The 25,841-nt window shown below is 72.3% G+C and carries 19 protein-coding genes and 1 pseudogene; 15 read left to right on the top strand and 5 right to left on the bottom strand.

Translation table 11 applies throughout. The annotated features are described in order from the left end of the window. The first annotated feature begins 436 nt into the window (after positions 1-436). The 3 genes from F4562_RS31995 (at position 437) to F4562_RS31985 (ending at position 3,608) form a co-directional block, all read left to right on the top strand. Complete coding sequence (locus F4562_RS31995) at positions 437-1,492, top strand: hypothetical protein (protein WP_184546938.1); 1,056 nt, start codon at positions 437-439, stop codon at positions 1,490-1,492. A 52-nt stretch (positions 1,493-1,544) separates the two neighbouring features. Then, positions 1,545-2,567 (top strand): LLM class flavin-dependent oxidoreductase, encoded by a 1,023-nt coding sequence (locus tag F4562_RS31990; RefSeq protein ID WP_311734241.1) that lies wholly within the window; start codon positions 1,545-1,547, stop codon positions 2,565-2,567. Between the two features lie 81 nt (positions 2,568-2,648). Next, positions 2,649-3,608, top strand: a complete 960-nt coding sequence (locus F4562_RS31985; protein WP_184546934.1) for an endonuclease/exonuclease/phosphatase family protein — start codon at positions 2,649-2,651, stop codon at positions 3,606-3,608. 174 nt (positions 3,609-3,782) lie between these two features. On the opposite strand, the pseudogene F4562_RS31980 reads toward F4562_RS31985, so the two are convergent. After that, a pseudogene (locus tag F4562_RS31980) lies at positions 3,783-4,838 on the bottom strand (MFS transporter); the annotation flags it as partial. A gap of 241 nt (positions 4,839-5,079) precedes the next feature. On the opposite strand from F4562_RS31980, the gene F4562_RS31975 reads away from it, so the two are divergent. From F4562_RS31975 to F4562_RS31940, 8 genes are all read left to right on the top strand, one after another. After that, on the top strand, positions 5,080-5,562 hold the full coding sequence (locus tag F4562_RS31975) for an OsmC family protein (protein ID WP_184546932.1): 483 nt from the start codon (positions 5,080-5,082) through the stop codon (positions 5,560-5,562). A gap of 416 nt (positions 5,563-5,978) precedes the next feature. After that, positions 5,979-7,214, top strand: coding sequence for a non-hydrolyzing UDP-N-acetylglucosamine 2-epimerase (gene wecB / locus F4562_RS31970; RefSeq protein ID WP_311734240.1), 1,236 nt, complete (start codon positions 5,979-5,981; stop codon positions 7,212-7,214). Then, the gene (locus F4562_RS31965) at positions 7,211-8,866 is read left to right on the top strand and encodes a DUF2334 domain-containing protein (protein ID WP_184546928.1); all 1,656 of its coding nucleotides are present in this window, start codon (positions 7,211-7,213) and stop codon (positions 8,864-8,866) included. The genes wecB and F4562_RS31965 overlap by 4 nt, the downstream gene beginning before the upstream one ends. Positions 8,867-8,902: 36 nt before the next feature. Next, on the top strand, positions 8,903-9,070 hold the full coding sequence (locus F4562_RS31960) for a hypothetical protein (protein WP_184546926.1): 168 nt from the start codon (positions 8,903-8,905) through the stop codon (positions 9,068-9,070). Then, positions 9,067-10,353 (top strand): glycosyltransferase family 2 protein, encoded by a 1,287-nt coding sequence (locus F4562_RS31955; RefSeq protein ID WP_184546923.1) that lies wholly within the window; start codon positions 9,067-9,069, stop codon positions 10,351-10,353. The genes F4562_RS31960 and F4562_RS31955 overlap by 4 nt, the downstream gene beginning before the upstream one ends. Then, entirely contained in the window at positions 10,350-11,111 is a 762-nt protein-coding gene (locus F4562_RS31950) for a 3-keto-alpha-glucoside-1,2-lyase-like domain-containing protein (RefSeq protein ID WP_184546922.1), read from the top strand. Before F4562_RS31955 ends, F4562_RS31950 begins: the two co-directional genes overlap by 4 nt. A gap of 262 nt (positions 11,112-11,373) precedes the next feature. After that, entirely contained in the window at positions 11,374-12,075 is a 702-nt protein-coding gene (locus F4562_RS31945) for a response regulator transcription factor (protein ID WP_221207773.1), read from the top strand. A gap of 475 nt (positions 12,076-12,550) precedes the next feature. Then, positions 12,551-14,467 (top strand): hybrid sensor histidine kinase/response regulator, encoded by a 1,917-nt coding sequence (locus F4562_RS31940; protein ID WP_184546918.1) that lies wholly within the window; start codon positions 12,551-12,553, stop codon positions 14,465-14,467. A gap of 51 nt (positions 14,468-14,518) precedes the next feature. On the opposite strand, the gene F4562_RS31935 is transcribed toward F4562_RS31940, so the two are convergent. Next, a complete protein-coding gene (locus F4562_RS31935; protein WP_184546916.1) occupies positions 14,519-15,505 on the bottom strand; it encodes an NAD(P)-dependent alcohol dehydrogenase in 987 nt (328 codons plus the stop codon). A 279-nt stretch (positions 15,506-15,784) separates the two neighbouring features. Between F4562_RS31935 and F4562_RS31930 the strand changes: the two genes are divergently transcribed. After that, a complete protein-coding gene (locus F4562_RS31930; RefSeq protein WP_184546914.1) occupies positions 15,785-16,567 on the top strand; it encodes a DUF2306 domain-containing protein in 783 nt (260 codons plus the stop codon). A 69-nt stretch (positions 16,568-16,636) separates the two neighbouring features. Here the strand turns inward: F4562_RS31930 and F4562_RS31925 are convergent, their stop codons facing one another. Together F4562_RS31925 and F4562_RS31920 are read right to left on the bottom strand one after the other, a co-directional pair. Then, on the bottom strand, positions 16,637-17,293 hold the full coding sequence (locus F4562_RS31925; RefSeq protein WP_184546912.1) for a response regulator: 657 nt from the start codon (positions 17,291-17,293) through the stop codon (positions 16,637-16,639). Then, positions 17,290-18,429 (bottom strand): sensor histidine kinase, encoded by a 1,140-nt coding sequence (locus F4562_RS31920; protein WP_184546910.1) that lies wholly within the window; start codon positions 18,427-18,429, stop codon positions 17,290-17,292. The genes F4562_RS31925 and F4562_RS31920 overlap by 4 nt, the downstream gene beginning before the upstream one ends. 190 nt (positions 18,430-18,619) lie before the next feature. Between F4562_RS31920 and F4562_RS31915 the strand changes: the two genes are divergently transcribed. From F4562_RS31915 to F4562_RS31905, 3 genes are all read left to right on the top strand, one after another. Beyond that, positions 18,620-20,548, top strand: a complete 1,929-nt coding sequence (locus F4562_RS31915) for a cellulase family glycosylhydrolase (protein ID WP_184546908.1) — start codon at positions 18,620-18,622, stop codon at positions 20,546-20,548. Positions 20,549-20,818: 270 nt separating this feature from the next. Beyond that, complete coding sequence (locus tag F4562_RS31910; RefSeq protein ID WP_184546906.1) at positions 20,819-22,717, top strand: ABC transporter ATP-binding protein; 1,899 nt, start codon at positions 20,819-20,821, stop codon at positions 22,715-22,717. Next, on the top strand, positions 22,714-24,576 hold the full coding sequence (locus F4562_RS31905) for an ABC transporter ATP-binding protein (protein WP_184546904.1): 1,863 nt from the start codon (positions 22,714-22,716) through the stop codon (positions 24,574-24,576). Before F4562_RS31910 ends, F4562_RS31905 begins: the two co-directional genes overlap by 4 nt. Positions 24,577-24,670: 94 nt before the next feature. Here the strand turns inward: F4562_RS31905 and F4562_RS31900 are convergent, their stop codons facing one another. After that, on the bottom strand, positions 24,671-25,615 hold the full coding sequence (locus tag F4562_RS31900) for a sulfite exporter TauE/SafE family protein (protein WP_184546902.1): 945 nt from the start codon (positions 25,613-25,615) through the stop codon (positions 24,671-24,673). Positions 25,616-25,841 lie beyond the last annotated feature (226 nt).

Here is a 25,841-nt window from a genome sequence, read left to right as displayed (position 1 = left end):
CGGGCACTGACCGTGGTCGCCTATTCCCCGGCCATCTGGCTGGAGGACTCCTTCGACTACGTGGGCGTCGCCGAGCGGATGCAGCCCTATCCCGTCCGCCCCAGTGGTTATTCGTTCCTGCTGTGGGTGATGCGGCCGCTGCACGCCTTCACCGCCGTCGTGACGGTCCAGCACCTGATGGGGCTGGCGACGGGGACGCTGGTCTACGCGCTCGTCCGCCGCCGGGCCGGAGGGCTCCGGGCGGGGTGGGCCTCGCTCGCGGCGGCCCCGGTCCTCTTCGACGCCTATCAGATCTTCTTCGAGCACACCGTCCTGAGCGACACCCTCTTCTCGTTCCTGGTGGTCGCCGCGGTGACGGTCGCGTTGTGGCCGCCGCGGGTCTCCCCCGGCCGCGCTGCTCCTGGCCGCGGCGACGCTCACCCGCTCGGTCGGGCTCGTGCTACTCCCCCTGCTCGCCGCCTGCCTGCTCGTCAACCGCTCCGGATGGCGGCCCCTGATCGCGGCCGTGGTCGCCGCGACGGTCCCGCTCGGCGGTTACGCCCTGTGGCACGGGTCCTGGCACGGATCACCGGCGCTCAACGGGGGAAGCGGCGTGTGGCTCTGGGCCCGCACCATGCCGTTCGCCGACTGCGCGAAGATCGGACCGCCCGCGGACGAAGCCGTCCTCTGCCCGTCCCAGCCCGCCGGCCTCCGCCCGGGCTCGCCGCATTTCATCTGGTCCGACTGGTCACCGCTGCGGAAGGTCCCCGGCCACCCGGTCGTCACCCGCGCGGACCTGTTCCAGCCGGGGATCGACGAGCTGGCGGGCCGTTTCGCCCGGCGCGCCATCCTCGGCCAGCCGCTGGACTACTTCCGGCTGGTCGCCCGGGATCTCCAGCGGACGCTGAACTGGCGCAGGGGGCCGCGTCCCGACTCCGTGCCGATCCTCTACAACCGCTACGCCTTCCCCAACACCACCGGCCCGCTGCCCGACGGGGTCCGCATCCCGGGCGGGAGCATCCAGCGTGACCTGCGGGCCTACCAGCGGGGGCCGGCGGCCACCCGATTCACCGAACCCGCCGCGGAGCTGATGCGCCTCTACCAGACCTACGTCTTCCTGCCGGGGCCGCTGTTCGGCGTCCTGACCGTCGGAACCCTGCTCGGGTACGGGGTCTGCTGCGCCGTCCGCCCGCTGCGGAGGACGGCCGGGGTCGCGTTCCTGCCGCTGGCCGCCGGGGCCGCCCTCACCGTCGGGCCGGTGGTCGTCACCTCCTACGACAGCCGCTACTGGCTGCCCGCCGTTCCCCTCTTCTGCCTCTCTCTGGCGATCATCGCGAACGGCCGGTCGGCGCGGCCCGGTCCCGCGGGGGCCGGAGACGAACCGGAGGGAAGTCCCATTGCCGGCGGGCCGGAAGGGATTCCGGCCGAGCCGCAGGAGAGTCCGCCCGGTGAGCCGGAGACGTCCGCGCCGCACCCGCCGGGAGCGGGCGAACCGGCCGGGCGACCGGAATAGACCTCAGGCGGGCCGGGTTGCCGCGTTCATGGCTGAAGACAACATTCGTGGCGTGGCGCGCGGGTCCGCCGAGTTCCCCCTGTCGGTCCTGGAGCTGGCCGTCGTGGGGTCGGGCGTGACGCCGACCGAGACCCTGCGGGCGAGCACCGAGCTGGCCAGGCGGGCGGAGGAATGGGGGTACCACCGGATCTGGGTCGCCGAGCACCACGGAATGCCCTCGGTGGCCAGCTCCTCACCCGCGGTGCTGATCGCGCACCTGGCCGCGGCGACCACGACCATCCGGCTGGGCTCCGGGGGCGTGATGCTGCCCAACCACGCCCCGCTGATCGTCGCCGAGCAGTTCGGCACCCTGCACGCGCTGCACCCGGGCCGGATCGACCTCGGGCTCGGCCGGGCCCCCGGCACCGACCCGGCCACCGCCCGTGCGCTGCGCAGGCACGGCCTGGACGCCGACGACTTCCCCGAGCAGCTGGCCGAGCTGACCGCCTTCCTGGACGGCTCGTTCCCCGAGGGACACCCACTGGAACGGCTCGTCGCGGTGCCCCGCTCCCCCGAGTCGGGCCGGCCGCCCATCTGGCTGCTCGGCTCCAGCGGCTTCAGTGCCCAGCTCGCCGGCATGCTCGGCCTGCCGTTCGCGTTCGCGCACCACTTCAGCGCGGACAACACCATCCCGGCCCTGGAGCTGTACCGGTCGTCCTTCGAGCCGTCCGCCGTGCTCGACCGGCCGTACGCCGTGATCGGCGTGTCGGCGGTCGCCGCCGACACCTCGGCACGCGCGCTGCGCCTGGCCCGCTCGGGCGGGCTGTCCATGATCCGGCTGCGCCGGGGCGCCCCGCAGCCGCTGCCGACCCCACAGGAGGCGGAGACGTACCCGTACAGCCCGATCGAGCGCGACTTCCTGGACGACTACCTGTCCAAGGTGGTGCACGGCGACCCGGGTGAGGTGCGGCAGGGCCTCGACGACCTGCGCAAGCGCACCGGGGCCGACGAGCTGATGATCACTACGATGGTGCACGACCCGGCGGACCGGATCCGGTCCTACGAGCTGATCGCCCGGGCCTACGACCTCATCTGAGGCCGCCGACCGCCGGATCTCTCCGAATCCCCTGGGAAATCTTCACAGATTCTGCACGGGATCCCATTAATCTCCCCGTTCATGATCAAGAGGAGATGGGTCGGTGCCCTGGTCTGGTTGCTGACGTTGCCGTTCACGGTGTGGGCGGTGCTCAGGGCCGGCGGCTGGAACCCGGTGTGGCAGTGGGTTCCCCTGGTGGCGTTCACCCCGTACGTGGCGGCGGCCTCGGCGGTCCCGCTGCTCGCCGCCCTGGGGCTGCGCCGCCGGGCGGCGGCGGTCGTCGCGCTGGCCACCTGTGTGACGCTGGCGGCGGCCGTGCTCCCCCGGCACTTCGATGACGGCGAGCAGCCCGTCGCGGACGGACGGCTGCGGGTGCTCGCCGCGAACCTCGCCGTGGGCGAGGGCGACACCACGAGCCTGATGAAGCTCGTGCGCGAGCTCGATCCCGACGTGCTGGCGCTGCAGGAGCTCACCCCGGCGGCCCGCGACCGCCTGGAGAAGGCCGGGCTCCGCGAGATCATGCCACACGCCGTCGACCGCGCGGTGGACGGCGTGTGGGGGTCAGGGGTGTACGCCGAACACCCCATCACCGAGAAACCCATGATCGAGCTGGGCAGGTTCCGGCAGGCGCGGGGCGTGATCGCCCACCCGAGCGGCCACGAGATCGAGATCGTCTCCGTCCACCCGTGTGCCCCCCGCTACGACTACAAGGTGGAGTGCTGGGCCGACGGTCTACGTGCCCTCCCCCGGGCGGGCGGGCAGTTGCGGGTGCTCGCCGGTGACTTCAACGCCACCCTCGACCACGGGCTGGTCCGCGACCTGCTGGCCGGCGGTTACCGGGACGCGGCCGACGTCACCGGCCTCGGGCTGACCGCGACCTGGCCGCAGGAGGGCTGGGAGCCCGTCCCCGGCGTCACCATCGACCACGTGCTCGCCGACGCGCGGATGGCGGTCAACACCTTCGGCGTCCACCCGCTGCCCGGCACCGACCACCGCCCGGTCTTCGCCGAGCTGGGGCTGCCCCGCCGCACCTCCGGCTGACCCGTGCTCGGCGCCGGTACGCCGGGTCCGCCGGATGCCGCGGATCCGGACCGCTCCCAGTGACAGGAGAAGGGCCAGCAGGACGTACGGCACGGCGGAGACGACGAAGATCTCCCGGTGCCCGGTCAGCTCCGAGGCCGCGCCGTAGGCGCCGTAGACCAGCACGGTGGCGAGGTCGGTGCCCAGCCCGGCCAGCGAGGTGACGGTGGCACGGGCCGGGCCCGTGATGCTCTCCTGGAGCCGCGCGTCGGCCAGCACGCTGGCCATCTGGAAACCGCAGAAGGCCGCCGCGACGGCGACGAACCCGACCGCGACTCCGCTGGCCGCCCCGGCGGCCAGGGCGAGGGCCGCGCAGGCGAGGACCCCGGCGAGCACCCGGTCGGTGGAGCGCCGGACGGTCGCCGCGAGCACGCCGCCGGCCGCACCCCCCACCGCGGTGAGAAGCACCAGCAGCGGCACCAGGTGCGCGGCGACCCCGGTCTCCGCGGCGAGCAGCGGGACGTACTCCTCCACGGCGCCCCACAGGGCCGTCACCGCCGGCACCAGCAGCAGCACCCGCCGGACCGACCGGTCGGCGCGCGCCTCGCGCACGCCGGCGCGCAGGATCTCGACGTGGTCGCGTACCGACGTCGTCTCCGCCGGCCGCTCGCGGTGCTCGGGGAAGGCCGTCGCGACGGCCGTGGCCAGCAGGCACGCCAGCACGCTGGCGGCCCCCAGCAGCGGGTAACCGCCGAGGGCGAACGCCGGCGCGGCCACGGCCATGGACGCCATGACGGCGCCGGTGCCGACCGCGGCGGCCCGCCCCATGACGGCGGCGTAACGGCCGGCCGCCCCCAGCCGGTCGAGCTCGGTGTAGACCAGCGCCTCGGTCGCCCCGGACTGCAGCGCTCCCGAGGAGCCCCACAACACGAACCCCGCGGCGAACGCCCAGTAGGAGGGGACCGCCACCCACAGGGCGTATCCCGCAGCGGCGAGCAGCGGCGCGAGGGCGAGCAGCCGCCGCCTGGAGACGGCATCGGCCCACACCCCCGAGGGCACCTCCAGCACGATGGAGGCGAGCGACCAGATCACGAAGAGCGAGGAGATCTCGGCCGTGGACAGACCCGTGTCGACGAAGAGCAGCGCGTAGAACGGATAGAGCAGGACGAACTGATCGAGGAACGTGTACGTGTAGAGCGTCAGGGCCAAGCGCTTCGCGCGCGTTTCCGGCGCGCGGAGAGGAGGAGTCATCTGAGGTCTTTCTCGCGGAGGCTGTGCGGACGCGGGATGTGTCACATCCCGGCGGCCCGCGGCAGCGCACACCGCTCCGACCTCCGGTCGGGCATCAATGTCGCCAGGTCATGCGGCCGATCATACCGCCGTACCCGCTCCTGCGGCCATGTCCTTCTCCACGGCTCTCCCCACCCGGGCCCGATCCCGCGACGGCGCTCTGCTATACATCGCGAACCGACGATGTGGAAGGAGCCGCGGGTTGAACGGGGAGCACGACTACGAGGTCACGGTGCGCTGGACCGGTAACACCGGCGCGGGCACCGGCGGCTACCGCGCCTACGACAGGGCCCACGACGTCCTCGCCGAGGGCAGGCCGCCCATCCTGGCGAGTGCCGACCCGGCCTTCCGGGGTGATCCGGCGCGCTGGAACCCCGAGGAACTGCTGGTGGCCTCGCTCTCGCAGTGCCACATGCTCACCTATCTCGCGCTGTGCTCGCGCGCCGGCGTCGTGGTGACCGGGTACGAGGACCGCGCGCACGGACGCATGGTGGAGACCCCCGGCGACAGCGGCCACTTCACCGAGGTCACGCTCAACCCGGTGGTGACCGTCGCCGACGCCTCCATGGTGGAGGCGGCCGGCGCGCTGCACGAGCGAGCGCACGCGGACTGCTTCATCGCCCGCTCGGTCGCCTTCCCGGTGCGGAACGCGCCGACCGTCCAGGTGGCGGCCGTCCCCGCCTGACGGTTCCGGCCCTTTCCCGTCAAGCCCGTCCCGGCCCGCCGGGGCGGGCAGAGATCCGGACAACCTGTCGATCTCCAACTCGGGGGGTTCACCGATCACGTGCTGGTGCCGGACTCCAGTGGCATCCCCGGTTCACGCGGTACGGACAGGACGGCGGGGTGACGATGGACGCCCGGAATGCTGAGACGGCGTTGAGGCGACGTTGAGGATTGCTGAACCTCCGTCGCCGAGTGTCGTCCCATGGGCGTTTCAACGTCGCGCGACGCGGACCGGCCGAATCGGGCCCGCCGCGCGCGTTGCGGGTGGGCGTCGCCATGGACGCTCACAGTCCTGCTCGTCTCCGGGCACGCCGTGTCCGTCCGGCAGCGAGATGCCGGGCCGGGGCGGACGACCCGGAACAACGGATGGGAGTAACCGTGCGCCGCATCATGGTCGTCTACGGCACCAGACCCGAGGCGATCAAGCTCGCGCCACTGATCATGGCGTTGACGGACTCGGCGCTGTTCGAGCCGGTCGTCGTCGTCACCGCCCAGCACCGCCGGCTGCTCGACCAGGTGAACGAGGTCTTCGGCATCGCACCCGACGCCGACCTCGACCTCCTGCGGCCCGGGCAGACCCTCTCGGAGGTGACGACCCGCGCGATCTCGGGACTCGACACGCTGATGTCCGAATACCGTCCCGACGCGGTCGTCGTGCAGGGCGACACCACGACCACGCTGGCGGGAGCGCTCACGGCCTTCTACCACCGGGTCCCGGTCGTGCACCTCGAAGCGGGCCTGCGCAGCGGGGATCTGTCCTCCCCGTTCCCCGAGGAGGCCAACCGCAGCCTGACCACCCGGGTCACGAGCCTCCACCTGGCCCCCACGTCCACCGGCGAGACCAACCTGCTCAACGAGGCCGTACCGGCCGACTCGATCGTCGTCACCGGCAACACCGTGATCGACGCGCTGCTGTGGAGCAGCCGGGCCGGTGGCGGCTACCACGACCCGCGGCTGCCGGCCCCGCAGGACGAGCGGCCGGTGATCGTCGTCACCGCTCACCGCCGGGAGTCGTGGGGTGAGGGAATGGACGGCATCGGCCGCGCGATCTCCCGGCTGGCGGCCCGCGAGCGGGACGTGCTCATCGTGTTCCCGCTCCATCCGAACCCGATCCTGCGGCGGACGCTGCTGCCGCACCTGACCGGCCACCCGAACATCGTGGTCACCGAGCCGCTGCACTACGGGGACTTCACCCGGCTCCTGCGCCGTTGCGACCTCGTCCTCACCGACAGCGGCGGGATCCAGGAGGAGGCGCCCAGCCTCGGCAAGCCCGTGCTGGTGATGCGCGACACCACCGAGCGGCCCGAGGCGGTGCGGGCCGGGGCGGCGGTGCTGGTCGGCACCGACGAGAGCCGCATCGTGGCCGCCGCCACCGCCCTGCTGCACTCGCCGCAGGCCTACCGGCGGATGGCGGACGCCGTCAACCCCTACGGTGACGGACGCGCGGCCGAGCGGGCACTGGCGGCGCTGGCCCACCTGTTCGGCCTCGGGCCGCGGCCGGAGCCGTTCCGTCTCCCGCGCGAGGTGGCCCGGCGGGTGAACGGAGAGGACCACCCGCCGGGGACCCCGGCCGGGGAGGCGCCGGGCACGGACAGGATGCTCGTTCCGCGATGAGCCCCCTCGATCACCCTCCGCAGGCCCCCGGCGGCCGACACCGTGTGGGGTTGCGCTGGCTGGCGGCCCTGGCGCTGAGCGGCACGGTGGTGTTCGGGGCGAACCTGGTGACGCTCACCCGCGAGGCGGAGGTGTCCCTGCCGGCGCCGCGCTCCTGGCCCGGATGCGCCGCGGGTGCCCCCGCGCCGCCCGCGGCCACCACGGGCCCCGCGCGCGCCACCACGCTGATCCTGGCCGACGACGCGGGAGACCCGCCGTTGTCCCGGGTGCGCTCGATCCTCGCCGCCAATCTCGCCTCGCACTTCGGGCCGGTCCGGACGATGGGGACGAGCGACTACCGGGCCGGCATGCTGCGCCGCCACCGGGCACTGGTGTACCTGGGCGCCTCGACCGGGCAGAGGCTCCCCGCGGCCCTGCGCCGCGACATCCTCGCGGGAGGCGGCCGGGTCCTGTGGATGGGAGGCGACATCGACCGGCTCACCACGCGGGAGCGCTTCGAGGCCCGGTACGGCTGGCGGTGGGGAGGCCCGAGCGACGCGGGGATCCGGGGCGTCCGTTACAAGGGCACGCTGCTGAGCCGCAGCCCGTTGGAGGAGCCGGTGCACGCGTTCGCCGCGGTGGACCGGCGGCGGGTCAAGGTGCTCGGGGAGGTGGTCACCGGCGACGGGCGGACGTGGCCGTGGGCGGTCAGGTCCGGGAACCTGACCTACGTCGGCGAGGTCCCGCTCAACTCCCTCGCGGACGACGACCGCTATCTGGCCGCCGCCGACCTGCTGTTCGATCTGCTCGCCCCCGCGACGCCGGTACGGCGCCGGGCGCTGGTCCGGTTGGAGGACATCGGGCCGCAGGCCGACCCGCACGCCCTGCGCGCGGCCGGCGAACTGTTGTCCCGCAAGGGCGTGCCGTTCAGCTTCGGGGTCATCCCCGTCTACCGGGGACCGCTGCCCGACGGCACCGCCCGCCCGGAGATCCGCCTGAAGGACCGGCCCGAGGTCGTGCGGGCGATCACGTACCTGCTCGAACACGGCGGCACGATGGTCCTGCACGGCTACACGCACCAGTCCGACGGCCCGGCCAATCCCGAGAACGGGGAGAGCGGGCACGACTTCGAGTTCTTCCGCACCCACTTCGGTCCGGGCCGTGAGCTCGTGTACGACGGCCCGATCCGGGGCGACTCCGCCACCTGGATGAACCGGCGCCTGGACGCGGCGGCGGCCGAGCTGCGGGCGGCCCACCTGCCGGTGCCCCGGATCTTCGAGCCGCCGCACTACGCCGCCTCGCCGGTGGACTACCGGGTGATCGCCCGCAGGTTCGCCGCGCGCTACGACCGCGGCGCGTACTTCTCCCCCGGGTGGGAGGGATCCTCACCGGCCTCGCCTCACATGTACGAGCAGTCCGCGCCGTACCTGATCCGGGACGTCTACGGCAGCGTCGTGATACCGGAGAACCTCGGCATGGTGCAGTTGCGGCCGTCCGACCCGAGCCAGGGGACGGTCGAGTCGATCGTGGCTCACGCCCGTTCCCAGCTGGTGGTGCGCGACAACGTCGCGAGCTTCTTCTACCACCCGTTCCTCGGCACGAAGCCGCTGGAGAGCATCGTGGACCAGATGCGGGGCCTGGGCTACCGCTTCGTGTCCCCCTGCGACCTCTAGCGGGTCGTTCGCACCACTTCCGGAGGAGGCAGACAAGTGATTCCGACCACCGCCCCGCTCGCCGCGATCGGCTCGGCCGCGGACGCGGGAGGCGCCGCTTTCGGCGTGGCGCGGTTCGCCCTCGCCGCCGCCGGGCTGCTGTACGTGCTGTACGTACTGCTCCTCGTCGTCCTCACGCTGTGCGCGCACCGGGTGCACCGATGATCACCGTGCTGATCCTGTGCGCGGTGTCGGGTGTGCTGATCGCCTTCACCTACACGCTCGGGATGTACCTGGAGTCCGCGGGCCGGCTCGACCGGCCCACCGGCGGGGGCGAAGGCTTCACCGTCGTCTTCGTGGTGCCCTGCCTGAACGAGGAGCGGGTCATCGGCGCGACGCTGCGGCGCCTGATCGCCGTCTCACCCCCGGACGCCCTGATCGTCGTGGTCGACGACGGTTCCGACGACGGCACCGCGGACCTCGTCGGAGGGTTCACCGACCCGCGGGTCCGCCTGCTCAGGCGCGTCCCGCCGGACGCCCGCCACGGCAAGGGCGAGGCCCTGAACCACGCCGTCCGCTTCCTGCTGGACGGCGGCGCGCTCAGACACCGCGCCGCGGACCGGGTGCTCGTCTGCCTGATGGACGCGGACGGCCGTCTCGACCCGGAGAGCCTGGCCATGGTGCTGCCCTACTTCGCCGACCCGCGGGTCGGCGCCGCGCAGGTCGGGGTGCGCATCGCGAACAAGGCGCAGAGCACCCTCGCGCGGTTGCAGGACATGGAGTTCGTCGTCTACACCCACCTCTTCCAGCGCACCCGGGGCCGGGTCGGCTGCGCGGGGCTGGGCGGCAACGGGCAATTCATGCGGCTCAGCGCGTTGCTCGACCTCGGTGACGATCCCTGGTCGCGGAGCCTGACCGAGGATCTCGACCTCGGTGTCCGGCTCGTCCTGGCCGGCTGGCGCACCGAGTGCGTGTGGTACGCGACGGTGCGCCAGCAGGGGCTGGTCAGCCTGCGCGCGCTGGTTCGGCAGCGCTCACGCTGGTTCCAGGGGCACGTGCAGGCCTGGCGGCTCGTGCCGTCGGTGGTGGGCCGGGCGTCCGGCCGGGTGGCGGCGGATCTGCTGAACGTCCTCCTGAGCCCTTTGCTGATCTTCATCGGTTCCTTCATGACGATGTCGCTGCTGGCGGCCCTGGCCGGGGCGGCGCTCTCGGAGCCGGCCCGCGAGCAGTTGTTCCGGCCGTTGCCGATCGTGTCCTGGTACGTGCTGACGTTCGCACCGGCCTTCCTGGCAGGCCCGCTCTACGCGCGGGTGAGCGGTGATCTGAGGTGGGTGCGCGGGCTCGTCTACGGCCACCTGTTCGTCCTGTACAACCTGGTGTGGCTCGTGGCGGGCTGGTGGGGCACCGGGCGGATGGTGATCGGACGGCGCAGCTGGCTGAAGACCGATCGGCTCACGGACCGGGAGGCCGGCCCTGCGCCGGCCGGCACGGCGCCGGGATCGACATGACATCCCGCCGACGCCGCGGAACGCCGGTTCGCGCCACGGTTCCGCCGCCCGGCCGGGGCGGGGGCGTCGCCGCCGCCCTGACGGGCCTGGCCGTCGCGGTCTCCGTGGCCGCCGCCCCGGCGGCGGCGCGCACGCCGGACTCCTGCGTCTCCTGGCGGGAGGGCACGGTCAGGGGCGGACTGCGGCTGGAGTACGACGGGTACGGGCCGGCGAGCGCGTGCCGGCGCGGTGACGACTGGACCTGGCGGCTGTCGCCACGGCGGGCACGGACCCCGGCGGCCACGCACGCCGCACTCGCCGTCACCACCGTGACCCACTCCGACCTGGAGCTCCGTGTCAGAGCCAGAACGCTGCGCCAGCTCCGCCGGCCCGTCCCCAACCCGTGGGAGGTCGCCTGGGTGGTCTGGCATTACACCGACGACCGGCATTTCTACTACCTGGTCCCCAAGCCCAACGGGTGGGAGCTCGGCAAGGTGACCCCCGCCTACCCGCACGGCCAGCGCTTCATCGCCACCGGCGACCTGCCGCCGTACGATGTGGAGCGCTGGCACACGGTCGAGATCCGGCAGGTGGGCGACACGATCACAGCCAGTGTGAACGGCCGCCGGCTGATCCGGGTCCGCGACCGGGAGGATCCCTACCGCAAGGGCCGGGCCGGCATCTACACCGAGGACGCGACGACGGACTTCACGGATCTCCGCATCCGGCCGGTCGTCTCGCCCTCCCCCGGGCGGACCGGCGGGCGGGACCCCGGATGACCCACTGCCCGGATGACCTGCTGCCCTGATCCGCTGCTCCGACCTGCTGCCTGATCCACTGCCTGGTCCGCGGCCGCACCCGGCGCGCTCCTCTCTCCGTCGGAGATCGACGGACACCGTCAGCGGCGGCGGCCCGTTTCGCCACACCGAGATGTGGTACATCACGGTGAAATGAGGAGGGGGACTTCAGGGGCACGGTCGCGCGTACGCGCCGCTGCGGCGACCGTCGCCCGGCGGCCGCCTCCATACCGAGGTGAGAACGTTGGCGGAACGCCCGGGGGCATTGGTCATCGAGGACTCCGCGGACATGCGCCGGCTGTTGTGTCACGTCCTGCGGATGGCCGGCTTCGACGTGTCCGAGGCGGCGACCGGAGCGCAGGGACTCGACCTGGTGGACCGGGTGAGGCCCGACCTCGTCACGCTCGACCTGATGCTGCCGGACATGGATGGAATCGAGGTGTGCCGGCGGTTGCGCGGCATGACCACCGCGTATGTGATCATGTTGACCGGGCTGGTGGAGGAGACCGATCTGCTGGTCGGCCTGGAGGTCGGCGCGGACGACTACATGACCAAGCCCTTCTCGCCCCGGGAACTGCGGGCGCGTGTGGCGGCGATGTTCCGGCGGCCGCGCACGGCCGAGGGGCGGCGGACCGGCGGTGAGCCGAAGGTCATCGAGTTCGGCGACCTCCTCATCGACGAGGAGAGCCGCGAGGTACGCCTGGCCGACCGGCCGGTGGCACTGACCCGGACCGAGTTCGACCTGCTCGTGGCACTGGCCTCCAACCCGCGGCGGGTATGGGGCAGGGAGGCGCTGACACGGCAGGTCTGGCACACGGACTGGCCGGGTGACGACCACGTGATCGACGTCCACATCGCCAACCTGCGCCGCAAGCTGGGTGACGACGCGCGATCAGGCCGTTGGGTCCGCACGGTGCACGGCGTGGGCTACCGGTTCGGGGGCTGACGGGCCGCGTCGCGGCGCCTTCCCCGGGAAACCCCGGCGCGGACTACGAATCAGCAATAGTCTTCTCAAGAACCCCATATGTGTTCATAGCGGGTATTACTCCGCCCGGTGGCAGCGGCTACCTTGGTGCCCGTACGGCGCGCCGAACGGTGCACGCGAAATCGGATACGGGCGGGTCATTCCCAGGGGGCGCCTCGCGGCGTGATCACGCACCGGACGGGTTCCCCGCCGGATCCCGCCCCTCGCCGACCGAGGGGGTTCCCAGATTGCGCCGGGAGACGGCCCGCACCCGGGCCGAGCAGGCGGAGCGCCAGGCCCGCGCGGACACCGGGCGACCGCTCCCGGTGATCGGCATGGGGGACTGCGAGAGACGTCATCCGGCGGTCGACCGCGGGTACGAGCGGGCGTCCGCGGAGAACGGCGCCGGCGATGAGACCACCGGCATCGGGCCGTCGCCGGCGAGCGGGACCGGACCATGACCGCTCCCATCCGCCTCCTCCTCTGCCAGGACGATGACGACGACGCGGCGCTGATCGTCGCCCGTCTCCGGCGTGACGGTCTCGACGTGGCCTACGAGCGGGTGCAGACCGCCGAGGCGGTGGAGAGCGCGCTGCGGCTGCACCCACCGGACGTTGTGATCTCCGACTACAGCATGCCGGTCCTCACCGCGGAAGAGGTGCTACGGCTGCTTCACGACGCCGCGCTCGACATACCGTTCATCCTGGTCTCCGGGCAGATCGACGACGAACGCGCGGCGGCGCTCATGCGGGTCGGCGCCCACGACTTCGTGCGCAAGGACCGCCTCACCCGGCTCACCCCCGTGGTGCAGCGAGAGCTTCGGGAGGCGGAGGTCCGCCGGCAGCGGAGGCAGGCGCAGACCGCGCTGAGCGAGAGCGAACAGCGTTTCCGGCTGTTCGCGGAGAACGCCCCGGACGTCATCTTCCGTTACCGGCTCCTCCCCCGGGCCGAGGTGGAGTACTTCAGTCCCGCCGCGCTCGTCATTCTCGGGTGCCACCCCGACGAGCTGAACGGCGATCCCGAGCGGGTCCTGTCCATGGTCGACCCCGACGACCGCCGCAGCCTGGAGGAGTCATGGCGCTCCCCCACCGGCGAGCCGCTGGTGGTCCGATGGCGCCGGGCCGACGGAACGGTCGTCTGGACCGAGCAGCGGGCGGTCGGCATCCGCGACGGGCGAGGCCGGCTGCTCGCGGTCCAGGGCATCCTGCGCGACGTCACGGCCCAGGTGAACGCCCGGCACGAGCGCGAACTCCTCCAGCAGCAGCTGCGCCAGGCGGAACGGCTGGAATCGCTGGGCCAGCTCGCCGGTGGGGTCGCGCACGACTTCAACAACCTGCTCGCCGTGATCCTCGGCCACGCGGAACTGGCCCTGGACGCCCTGCCGGCCGGCACACCGGGCCGCGCCGACCTGGAATGCATCCAGCAGGCCGCGGAGCGCGGCGGAGCGCTGATCCGGCAACTGCTCGTCTTCAGCCGGCTGGAGCCGTCCCAGCCGGAGGTGCTCGACCTCAACGCCGTGATCGAGGAGACGGGGCACTTGCTTCGTCCCACTCTCGGTGAGGACATCGAGTTCGTCACCCTGCTCGATCCGGGCCTGCCCCCCGTCAGGATCGACCGCAGCAAACTGGAGCAGATCCTCCTCAACGTGCTGGTCAACTCGCGGGCCGCCATGCCCCAGGGCGGCCGGCTGACCATCGCGACGGCCAACGTGGAGGTTCCGGAAGCCGGCGCCGACCACGGCCCCCGCGTGCGCCTCAGCATCTCCGACACCGGATGCGGCATGCCGCCCGAGGTGGCCGAGCGCGCCTTCGAACCCTTCTTCACCACGAAGGAGCAGGGACAGGGCACCGGGCTCGGACTGTCCACCGCGTACGGCACGGTCAAGGACACCGGTGGCAGGATCAGCCTCACCTCCGAACCGGGGTCGGGAACCACCGTCCGCATCGACCTGCCGACCGCCGGCCAGGCCGCGCCCGCCCCGCCGAACCAGGCCGCGTCCCCGTCCCGGGGCGGAGACGCGACCGTGCTCCTGGTCGAGGACAACGACGGCGTACGGGGCCTCGTCCGGCGGATGCTGTCCCGATCCGGGTACCGGGTGATCGGGGCGACCGCCCCCGCCGAGGCGCTCTGGATCACCGACGCCATCGACGCCCGGATCGACGCGTTGCTCACCGACGTCGTCATGCCGGGAATGTCAGGACTGGAGCTCGCCGGGCTGATCAGGCGGAAGCGGCCGACGATGCCCGTCCTGCTCATGTCCGGCTCCCTGCCGGGGGGAGTCGGCCTGCCGCCTCGGACGTCCTTCATCCGTAAGCCCTTCACCAGGGCGACGCTGCTCGACTGCCTTCGTGACGCCGTCGGGAACGCGACATGAACGGGCACCGCCTCCCCGGCGGGCCCGCCGTGCGTGCGGCGGGCCGGTGTCTCAGATCGTGATGACGACCTTCCCCGCAGCGCGCCCCTGTTCCTGGTATCTGACGGCCTCCGGGATCTCCTCGAACGGGTAGCGGCGGTCGATGACCGGTGTGATCCTCCCGTCCTCGATGAACCCGGTCAGCGTGATCAGGTTCTGCTTGTTCTCCGTGCACCGGACCACGTCCGCCGTCGCCGTCCTGCGGGACGTGAACGGCGACACCGCGAGCGCCGCCAACACATGGGGGATGGGCTGCAGCCACCGGCCCCCCGGCCCGCCGACGACGACGTAGGTCCCCTTGGGGGTCAGCGCCCGGCGGCACGCCGACCCCGGGCGGCTGCCCGCGTTGTCCAGCAGAAGGTCGTAGCGCTGTCCCTTCCGGGTGAAATCCTCCACCGTGTAGTCGATGACCTCGTCCGCGCCGATCGATCGGACCAGCTCCACGTTCCGGGTGCTGCAGACGCCGGTGACCTCCGCGCCGAACGCCTTGGCGATCTGTACGGCGAACGTGCCCACGCCTCCCGAGGCCCCGTGGACGAGGACTCTCTGCCCGGCCTGGATCCTCCCCTCGTCGCGCAGGCCCAGCAGGGCGGTGCCCGCCGCCAGCGGCACCGCCGCCGCCTGCTCGAACGAGAGGTTCTTCGGTTTCGGCGCCAGCTCGCTCTCCCGGACGCACACGTACTCGGCGAAGCCGCCCTGTTTGGGCATCGCGAACACCTCGTCGCCGGGACGGAACTCCGTCACCCCCCTGCCGACCGCCTCGACCTGCCCCGCGATGTCGGCGCCCAGGATGGTGATCTTCGGCTTGCGCAGCCCGGGGCCGCCGGCCATCAGACGTGCGATGTACGGCTCCCCTCGCATGAGGTGCCAGTCATAGGGCTGGACGGAGGTGGCGCGCACCCGGACCAGCACCTCGCCGTCGCCGGGCACGGGCTTGTCGATCTCGGTGAGCTCGAGTGCGTCGGGTGAGCCGTACGAGCGCAGGACGAACGCCTTCATCAGATCCTCCTCATCCACCGCGGGCGTGGGTGCCGAACGCGGCGCAGGTCCGTCGGGGACCGGCACGCTCACGGGCCGGCGTCGTGGCCCGCACCGGTGAATCGGGGGGAGTCACCGGCCGGACGGCGACGAGCGTGTCCGGGCCACCGGGATCAGCGTAGAAAGCCCGCGTGCAGGACTCATCAGCCGAAAGTACGCCCGATCGGCGGACGACCGGCCGACTCGGGCCGAGCCGTTCCGGCGATGCGCCGTCACCGTCCCAGCGGTCACGCTCGGGTCATGACCGATGAGAGCCCGCTGAGGCGTTCCCCGTTCCCGCGGCCCCCGTGGCGCGACCGGCCGGTGGACGACCGGCACACGGCGCGGACGTCCGCCGCAGTCCCCTCCGCCTGGGCGGACCGGCTCGTGCCCGCCGCACTGATCCTGCTCAGCGTCGTGCCCCTGGCCGCCGGAGCCGTCCGCCTGACCGAGTTGACGGGCGGCGCGGAGATCACACCGGAGAACGCGCGGTTCTTCGCGGCGCCCCTGCCGGTGGTGCTGCACATCCTCAGCGTCTGCCTGTACAGCGTTCTGGGGGCCTTTCAGTTCGCCCCCGCCCTCCGTCGCCGGAGAGTCGGCCTGCACCGCGCCGTGGGACGGCTCCTGGTCCCGTGCGGACTCCTCGCGGCGCTCTCGGGCCTGTGGATGACCCTGTTCTATCCCCGCCCCGACGGTGACGGTGATCTCCTCACCGTTTTCCGGCTCCTCTTCGGCTCGGCCATGGCCCTGGCCGTCGTTCTCGGCTTCGCCGCGATCCGGCGGCGGGACGTCGTCCGGCACCGCGCGTGGATGATCCGCGGTTACGCGATCGGCCTGGGGGCGGGCACGCAGGTGCTGACGCACCTGGTCTGGGTGCCGGCCTTCGGGACACCCGGTGAACTCCCCAGAGCGCTGCTCATGGCCGCCGGCTGGGTGATCAACGTCGCGGTGGCCGAACGGGTCATCCGCAGGCGGCCGGCGACCCGGTCCGCGCCGCTGCCGAGCTCCGCCGGTGCTCCAGCGGGCGGTCCCGGGCACCGGTGAACGGGACACCCACTGTCGGGGAGCGGGAGCCCGGCACCGGGATCATCCGGGAACGCCGTCACGTCCGGTTCAGTTCTTGACGCGGTTGGTCTCGTAGGCCCACATGGCGATCTCGACCCGGTTACGGGCGCCGAGTTTGGCCATCAGGCTGGCGATGTGGGACTTGACGGTGCTGAGGGAGATGCGGAGCTCGTCGGCGATCTCGCCGTTGGTCCGTCCGCGTGCCACGGTGGCCAGGACCTGTTCCTCACGGTCCGTGAGCGCCTCGACGGGCCGCACCGGCGGTGCGGAGGGCCCGGTGCGGGCGAAGGTCCCCAGCAGCCGCGCGGTGATGCTCGGGGCGATGAGCGCGTCACCGGCGGCGGCGGCGTGGACGGCCTGGGACAGCAACTCGGCGCCGGCGTTCTTGAGCAGGAAACCCCGGGCGCCGGCCCTCAGGGCGGCGTAGACGTATTCGTCGAGGTCGAAAGTGGTGATCACGACGACGGCGAGGGGGTCGTCGACCTCCGGTCCGGCGAGGACGCGGGTGGCTTCGATCCCGTCGATGCCGGGCATGCGGATGTCGAACAGGCACACGTCGGGACGCAGGCGCCGCCCCAGTTCGACGGCTCGCCGGCCGTCGCCGGCCTCACCGATGACCTCGATGCCCGGCTGGGCGTTGAGGATCATCGTGAGCCCGGTGCGGACGATCTCCTGGTCGTCGGCGACGAGCACCCGGATGCTCATGCCGCCGCCCCGGTCCGGGGCAGCACGGCGGTCACGGTCCAGCCCCGGTCGGGATTCGGACCGGCCGCGCAAGTGCCGCCGAGCAGGTGGGCACGCTCGATCATGCCGATGAGCCCGTACCCCGGCGACGCGGTCGAGCGTACGGGGCCGCCGTCACCGTCGTCGCTCACCCGCAGGTGCACCGACGTGTCGTCGGCGGTCACACGGACCTCGACGCGGGTGGCGTGACGCGCGTGCCGTCTGGCGTTGGTGACGGACTCCTGGGCGAGGCGGTAGATCGCGGCCTCGACCGAGGGAGGGAGGTCGCCGAGGTCACCGGAGATCTCCACGCTGACTGACGGACCGGAGCGGTCCCGGCCCGCGAGCTGTCCGATGTCGGCGATGCGCCGGCCGGGTGCCAGGTCCATCGGCTGGTCCCGGCGCAGGACACGGACCATGGCGTGCATCTCGGCGAGCGCGCGCGCCGCCTCGGCCTCGATCACGTGGAGCGCCTCGGTCGCGGCCTCCGGTCGTGACGTCGCCGTGGCGAGGCCCGCCTGGGCACGTATCGCCATGGCCGACACGTGGTGGGCGACGGTGTCGTGCAGGTCACGGGCCAACTGCTCGCGTTCGAGCAGCTTGGCCCGTTCGATCTCGCGCGTCCTCGCCCCGGCCCGGTACCGGAACGCCCCGCCCAGGGCGACGGTCGTCGACAGGACGGTGAACGCGCCGACCGCGTCGGCGCCGGCGGTGTGGCCGGAGAGCGTCGAGAGGGAGGCCGAGACGAGCATGACCACCAGCCCGGTCACGGCCTCGCGTCCGGACCCCCACCGGAACAACGAGTACGCCAGGATCAGCTGATACGCCATCGTGTACATCTCCGAAGAGGGCTGGCCCATCAGCAGCGGAACCAGGCTCGTGACGGCGAAGCAGACCATGACCATCAGCAGCGGCCTGGTCCGGCGCCACAGCAGCGTGGGCAGCAGCCCGACGGCGACGATCACGGAGAGGGTCGGCCACGGAAGATCCGGCCGCAGGACTCCTTCGAGCACCGCGATCGGCGCGAGCACCCCCACCAGCACCCAGTCACGCCACACCCGTCGCGGCGGATCAGAAGGACGGGGCTCGTCCCACACGGAACGGAGGAAGGTGGGCACGTGGAATATCGTACGGGAGCCCGCCGCTCCGGACGGCCCGGCGATCCGGAGGATGCCGCGGCACCTGCCACGGCATCCGCGACGAGACCGGCACCACCTACGCGGTGGCGACCAACGAGGGCAGGAACGGAAGGCGGTTCTAACGGATTGCGCACTGACGAGAACATGAGTAGGGCTCTATTCTCCGTTCATGCGAGCAGCCCCGTCCCGCGCGGCGCGCCTGGCCGCCTCCGCTCTGGCCTCAGCCCTGGCGTTCACCCTGATGACCGGAAACGCCCCCGACCCCGCGGCAGCGGCCGCGCCCGTGGCCCAGACCCCGCTGACCGTCGCGGCCCAGACCTCGCTGGCCGTCGCGGCCAAGCGACAGGGCTGGGTCTTCCGCGACGGCGACGGGCGGGAGGTGACACTGCGCGGGTTCAACGTGTCCGGCAGCGCCAAGCTGTATGAGAACTCGTTGCTGCCGTTCCGCAGCACCGCCGACGCCGCGCGCTCGGCCCAGGCCATGCGCGACCTCACCGGCGCGAACGTGATCCGCTTCCTCATCACCTGGGAGGGTGTGCAGCCCTCCCCCTCCACCATCGACCACGCCTACCTCGACAGGGCGGTCGAGCAGATCCGCGCGTTCACCGGCCGGGGAATCCGCGTCCTGATCGACTACCACCAGGACCTGTACTCCTCGTACCTGTTCGACCAGGGCAGCTGGTACACCGGTGACGGCGCGCCGGAATGGGTGATCAAGGCCGGGAACTACCCCAAGGAGTCCTGCGGCATCTGTTTCCTGTGGGGGCAGAACATGCAGACCAACGAGGCGGTCCGCCGGGCCGCCTACGACTTCTGGCGAGACCGGCGCGTCAGCACCTCCGCGGGCGAGATCGGCGTCCAGGAGGCCTTCCTGCGGCAGGCGACGGCCGCCATGACCCATATCAGGCAGCGGCTGTCGGACCAGGAGTTCGCCTCCGTCATCGGGTTCGACCCCTTCAACGAACCCTTCGACGGGGGTCTTTCCGGAAAGAGCGGCCTGGAGTGGGAGAAGACCTACCTGCTGCCCTTCTATCAGCGCTTCCGCGCCGCCATGGACACCGCCGGGTGGGCGGCCAAGCCCGCCTTCGTCGAGCCCCTCGCCTTCTGGAACACCGGCTTCTTCGAGGAGGGCGGGCTCGCCACGGTCGGCGCTCTCGGCACCCGGTACGTCTTCAACAGCCACTTCTACGACGGCGCCCGCATGACGCTCGACCTGTCACCGGCCTCCGACGGGGTGTACGACGCGGCGATGAACGAGATCCGCGACCGGGCCCGCTCGCTGGCCACCGCACCCTTCGTCTCGGAGTTCGGCTACAAGCTGTCCGGCAACGGCAGCGACCGCACGCCGTGGATGGTGCGGGCCATGTACCAGGCCATGGACTCCGGGATCCCCGGGAAGAGCTGGTGGCAGAACCCCGCCGCGGGGGGAGACGTGCTCTCCTCCACCCAGTGGCACTGGGACGTCTACAGCGGCCGGCACCACGAGCTGATGAACCGCAACCCCGCCAAGGTGCGGACCGGGGGTGACGGCTGGAACGACGAGGACTTCTCCGTGGTCGCCGCCGACGCGTCGGGCGTCGTGACCACCCGGCTGGACCAGGCGGTGCTGGACCGCCTCTACCCCTCGGCGGTCGCCGGCGACGTGCTGGCCTTCGCCTACGAGGACCTCGCCCGGTCCGGCTACGGCGGCGCCGGGCAGCGGCAGCCCTGGCTGAGCGTCCCGTCCTCCATGCCGAACGTCGCCGCGCTGGTCAAGGACCGGCGGTTCGGCGTCCTGGTCTGGCGCGAACCCGCCACGGCCCCGGGCACCCCCACCGAACTGCACCTTCCGGCGTCCTTCACCTCCGCGACCACCGTCGTGGTCGGCGACGTGGCCACCCGCGCCGGCCTGCCCGCCTCCGGACCGGCGGCGATCGCGACGGAGACCGGCTCGTCCACCGCCCACCGCCTGCTGCTGAGGCCGTCCGGCGCGGCACCGGGCACCGTGCACACCGCCCTGGTGGTCGGCGCGGCCACCGGCCCCGCCGTCACCCCCGCCCAGTTGTCGGCCGCCGCCGCCGAACTGGCCGCCTGGAAGGACCAGCGCTTCCCCGCCTGATCAAGGTCGTGGGGAAGCGCAGGTCACAGTGTTTGTTTCCTGCCCCGGCGGCTACATTATGGCCGCCGGCGAACCGATTGCCGTCGCCGTGCCGCGGTGCGGAGACTTGAGGGTCGCCCGCGCTCCGCGGGCGACGGCGATCCGACGGGGCACCCGCCGAGGGCGGTGGCACGGGCGACCGGTCGAGAGAGGGGGTATGCGGTTCCGGCCCGTCATGTCCCGATCGGCCGCCACGCCGACCGAACACCGACAGGAGCGTGCCGTCTGCCGATGCCCCCTGATACCGCGTCCCCGGACCCCCGCACCCCGGCCCCCGAGCTCCCGGCCCACGGGCCGGCAGCCCCCGAACCCCGGGACCACGAACCCGCACCCCCCGAACCTCGGGACCTCACATCGCCGGCCTGGCCGGCGCCGCCTCCGCGCCGGCCCCGCCGCAGGATCGACTCCCTGTGGCGGCTGCGAACCTACCTCCGCCCCCATGTCCCGCGCCTGGTCCTGATCTGGATCCCCTCCTTCGCCGCGGTGGGGATCGCCATCGTCATCCCGCTGGTCGGCAGGGAGATCATCGACGGCCCCGTCGCCCGGGGCGACCGCGGCGGCGTCGTCCCCCTCGCGCTGCTCGCCCTGGCGCTGGGCACGGCGGAGGCCCTGCTGATCCTGCTGCGGCGCCGGCTGCTGGCCGACGCCGTTCTGGATGTGGAGACCAGGATCCGCGACGACCTCTACCGCCACCTCCAGCGGCTTCCGATGGCCTTCCACTCCTCCTGGCAGTCGGGCCAGTTGCTGTCGCGGGTGACCACCGACCTGTCGGCGATCCGCCGTTTCCTCGGCTTCGGCCTGCTCTTCCTCGTCCTGATCACCGTGCAGATCGTCACGGTGACCGGGCTGCTGCTGAGCATGTACTGGCCGCTCGGCCTGCTGGTGGTCGCCTCGGCGGTGCCGATCGTGATCACCTCGTTGCGTTTCGAACGCGGGTACATCACCGTCTCCCGCAAGGTCCAGGACGAGCAGGGCGACCTCGCCACCGTCGTGGAGGAGGCGGCGGCCGGCATCCGGACGATCAAGGCGTTCGGCCGTGGCCGGCACGTCTCCGGCGTCTTCGACGAGGGAGCGCGCAAGGTCTACCTGACCTCGATGGAGAAGGTACGCCTGTCCGGCAGATTCTTCACCTTCCTGGAGGTGATCCCGAACGTCACCCTCGCGCTGGTGCTGCTGCTCGGCGCCCTCGCGGTCGGCGCGGGCACGCTGACCCTGGGTGCGCTGGTGGCCTTCAGCACGCTGATGCTCCAGCTCGTCTGGCCGGTGTCCGCGCTGGGTTTCATCCTGTCCATGGGCCAGGAGGCGATGACCTCGGCGGACCGGGTGATGGAGGTGCTCGACACCGAACCCGGAATCGTCGGCGGCACGCGGGCGCTGGGACGCCCGCGCGGGCACCTGCGTTTCGAGGGCGTGGGCTTCACCTTTCCCGGTGCCGCCGGGCCGGTGCTGCGTGACGTCTGGCTGGAGGTCCGCCCCGGTGAGACGGTCGCGGTGGTGGGCGCCACCGGGTCGGGCAAGACCACGCTGACCGCGCTGGTCCCCCGTCTGCACGACGTCGGCGCCGGCCGGATCACGATCGACGGCGTCGACGTCCGGGACCTGCCGCTGCCCGTGCTGCGCTCGATCGTGGCCACGGCCTTCGAGGAGCCGACGCTGTTCTCGATGAGCGTCCGGGAGAACCTCACGCTCGGCAGGCACGACGCGACCGGGGAGGAGATCGAGGCGGCGCTGCGCGTCGCCCAGGCCGGGTTCGTCCACCGGCTGCCGTGGGGCCTGGAGACCAGGATCGGCGAGCAGGGCCTGTCCCTGTCCGGCGGTCAGCGTCAGCGGCTGGCGCTGGCCCGCGCCGTGCTGAGCCGCCCCCGCGTCCTGGTCCTGGACGACACCCTGTCGGCGCTGGACGTGGAGACCGAGGCCCTGGTCGAGGAGGCGCTGCGCCACGTGCTGCGCGACGCCACCGGCATCGTCGTCGCCCACCGGGCCTCGACCGTGCTGCTCGCCGACCGGGTGGCGTTGCTGCTGGACGGGACGGTCGCGCACGTGGGACGGCACGAGGAGCTGATGGCGACCGTACCCGAGTACCGGGCGCTGCTGTCGGCCGCCCCCGAGTCCGAGGAGGCGGTGCGTTGAGCGGCGCAGCCCCGGGCGTGAAGGGAACGCGGGAGTGGCGCGGCGTCGCCGCGGAGGACCGGGACGAGGTGACGGAGCAGGCGTCGTTCCTGCTGCGCCGCCGGTCCAGACGGCTGCTCGGTGATCTGCTGCGGCCCTACCGCGGGCGGATCGCCCTGCTCATGGCGGTGATCGTGATCTGCAACGCCGCCTCGCTCGCCATCCCGTACCTGGTCAAGGTGGGCATCGACGCGGGCATCCCGCCGATGGTCGCGGGGAGGGGACCGGCGACGCTGGTCTTCGTCGTCGCGGCGATCCTGGCGGCCGCGGTCGTGCAACTGGTGACCCGGCGGGTGTTCATCGGGATGGCCGGCCGTATCGGCCAGAGCATCCTGCTGGAGCTGCGGCGGCGGGTCTTCGGGCACTTCCAGCGGCTGTCGCCGTCCTTCCACGACGAGTACACCTCGGGCCGGGTCGTCTCCCGGCTCACCTCCGACGTCGACGCCATCTCGGAGATGCTCCAGTCGGGGTTCGACGGCCTCGTCACCGCGGTGCTGACACTGGCCGGCACCGCGGTGCTGCTGCTCGCGCTGGACGTCCACCTGGGCCTGGTGGCGCTGCTGCCGCTGCCGGTCCTGCTGCTGTTCACCCGCTGGTTCCGGCGCCAGTCGAGCATCGCCTACCGCAGGACCCGCGAGACCGTGGCGCTGATGATCGTCCACTTCGTGGAGTCGATGGCCGGCATACGGGCGGTCCAGGCGTTCCGCGGGGAGCCGCGCAACCAGGAGATCTTCTCCCGGCTGAACGCCGACTACCGGGACGCCAACCTGCGCGGCATGCACCTGGTCGCCGTCTTCTCCCCGGGAACCAGGCTGATCGGGAACGTGACGGTCGCGGCCGTCCTGCTCTACGGCGGCCTGCTGGCCATCGAGCGGGAGGTCACGGTCGGGGTGCTCGCCGCCTTCCTGCTCTACCTGCGGCAGTTCTACGAGCCGATGCAGGAGCTCAGCCAGTTCTATAACACGTTCCAGTCGGCCGGCGCGGCGCTGGAGAAGCTCTCCGGCGTACTGCAGGAGCGCCCGTCGGTGGCCGAGCCCCGGGAACCGGTGCCGCTGGCCTCGCCGCGCGGGACGGTCGCGTTCGAGGCGGTCGAGTTCTCCTACCTGGACGGCACCCCGGTGCTGCCCCGCCTGGACCTGGTGATCCCCGCGGGCCAGACGGTGGCGCTGGTCGGCACCACCGGTGCGGGCAAGACGACCCTGGCCAAGCTGGTCTGCCGTTTCTACGACCCGGTGGCCGGACGGGTGCTCCTGGACGGGGTCGACCTGCGCGACCTCGCCGAGGAGACGCGGCACGCCGCGGTGGTCATGGTGACCCAGGAGAACTTCCTGTTCAGCGGCTCGGTGGCGGACAACGTCAGGTTCGGCAGGCCGGACGCCACCATGGCCGAGGTCGTCGCGGCGGCCCGCGCGGTCGGTGCCCACGGGTTCGTCTCGGCGCTTCCCGACGGGTACGGCACCCAGGTCGGCAAGCACGGCGGACGCCTGTCGGCGGGGCAGCGGCAGCTCGTGGCGTTCGCGAGAGCGCTTCTCGCCGACCCTGCCGTGCTGATCCTCGACGAGGCGACGTCCAGCCTGGACGTCGCCGGCGAGCGGTTGGTGCAGCGGGCCGTGCGGACGGTCCTGGCGGACCGGACGGCCCTGGTCATCGCGCACCGCCTGTCGACGGTGGAGGTCGCCGACCGAGTGCTGGTGATGGACGGCGGCAGGATCGTCGAGGACGGGCCGCCCGGCGAGTTGATCACTCGGGCGGGCCGGTTCGCCGGTCTGCACCGCGCCTGGCTGGACAGCATCTCCGACCGGCGGGGGACACCGGGCTGACCCGGTGCCGCGGGAAGCGCGAAGACCCCCGCCGCGTGCGGCGGGGGTCTTCGGTGGTGTCACGGACCCGGAGTCCCGGGAACGGGCCCACGGGTCAGTTGGGGGCCCCCGCGGGCTCCTCCTCCCCGGAACGCCGCCTGAGCTCCGCCTCGACCGCCTCGACGGTCTCGTGCTCGCGGTCGCGGCGGTACTCGCGGACCGAGTAGGCGACGGCCGCGGCCCAGATCACGGCGATGGTGATGTAGGCGATGGTCTGGACGCCGCCGGAGGCGTCGATCCAGTCGCTGCGCAGCAGGGTGCGGACGTTGGTGAGGACGATGACGCCGCCGACCGCGGAGCCGAGCACGCGCGGCGGGACGTGCCGGACCAGCCAGGCGGCGAGGGGGGCGGCGACGACGCCGCCCAGCAGCAGAACGGCGACCCAGGCGAAGTCGATGTTCTCCGAGCCGATGCCCACGAAGAAGCCGACGCTCGCCGCGACCGCGACCAGGAACTCGCTGGCGTCGATGGAGCCGATCACCTTGCGCGGCTCCAGCCGGCCGCTGGCCAGGATGGCGGGGGTGCCGACCGGGCCCCACCCGCCGCCGCCGGTGGCGTCGACGAACCCGCCCACCAGGCCGAGGGGTGCCAGGAAGCGCTTGCGGAGCGGCTTGCCCAGGTTGCCCTTGGGCAGGCCGAAGACCGTGAAGCGGGCCAGGACGTAGACGCCCAGCGTGAGCAGGATCAGGGACATGACGGGGGCGGCCGTCTCGGTGGAGAGGCCGGACAGGACGGTGGCTCCCGCGAAGGCTCCGACGGCACCGGGAACGCCGATCTTGGCGACGACCTTCCAGTCGATGTTGTTGAAGCGCCAGTGGGATATGCCGGAGGCGAGCGTGGTGCCGATCTCCGCGAGGTGGACCGTGGCCGACGCGGCGGCGGGGTTGGTTCCGATGGCCAGGAGCAGCGTCGTCGAGGTCACGCCATAGGCCATGCCCAAGCTGCCGTCGACGAGCTGCGCGGCGAAGCCGACCAGGCCCAAGAGGATGAGCGAACGCACAACGCCCCCCTTCTTCCTGTTTTTCCTACTCTGCTGATAGGGATTATAGTGATTGAAGGCCACGGGGCCGTCAAGTCACGTTTCGAGCAAGGCGTCTCAGGAAGCGGACACCCCTATTCCGTCCGCACGTCGTGCCCCCGTCCGAGAGAGGGACACGGCGAGGCCGGAAATGTGATCTGCGCCACAATCGACTGAAGGCGCGAACCAAGCACATTCACGGCGACTC

The organism is Streptosporangium becharense (assembly GCF_014204985.1).
Lineage (GTDB): Bacteria > Actinomycetota > Actinomycetes > Streptosporangiales > Streptosporangiaceae > Streptosporangium > Streptosporangium becharense.
This window is presented reverse-complemented; position numbering and strand designations above follow the sequence as displayed.

What these genes read in the sequence shown, in the direction of transcription:
- F4562_RS31985 (WP_184546934.1), top strand. Translation starts at nt 2,649, where the DNA reads ATGATCAAGAGGAGATGGGTCGGTGCCCTGGTCTGGTTGCTGACGTTG.
- F4562_RS31965 (WP_184546928.1), top strand. Translation starts at nt 7,211, where the DNA reads ATGAGCCCCCTCGATCACCCTCCGCAGGCCCCCGGCGGCCGACACCGT.
- F4562_RS31955 (WP_184546923.1), top strand. Translation starts at nt 9,067, where the DNA reads ATGATCACCGTGCTGATCCTGTGCGCGGTGTCGGGTGTGCTGATCGCC.
- F4562_RS31950 (WP_184546922.1), top strand. Translation starts at nt 10,350, where the DNA reads ATGACATCCCGCCGACGCCGCGGAACGCCGGTTCGCGCCACGGTTCCG.
- F4562_RS31940 (WP_184546918.1), top strand. Translation starts at nt 12,551, where the DNA reads ATGACCGCTCCCATCCGCCTCCTCCTCTGCCAGGACGATGACGACGAC.
- F4562_RS31935 (WP_184546916.1), bottom strand. Translation starts at nt 15,505, where the DNA reads ATGAAGGCGTTCGTCCTGCGCTCGTACGGCTCACCCGACGCACTCGAG.
- F4562_RS31930 (WP_184546914.1), top strand. Translation starts at nt 15,785, where the DNA reads ATGACCGATGAGAGCCCGCTGAGGCGTTCCCCGTTCCCGCGGCCCCCG.
- F4562_RS31925 (WP_184546912.1), bottom strand. Translation starts at nt 17,293, where the DNA reads ATGAGCATCCGGGTGCTCGTCGCCGACGACCAGGAGATCGTCCGCACC.
- F4562_RS31915 (WP_184546908.1), top strand. Translation starts at nt 18,620, where the DNA reads ATGCGAGCAGCCCCGTCCCGCGCGGCGCGCCTGGCCGCCTCCGCTCTG.
- F4562_RS31910 (WP_184546906.1), top strand. Translation starts at nt 20,819, where the DNA reads ATGCCCCCTGATACCGCGTCCCCGGACCCCCGCACCCCGGCCCCCGAG.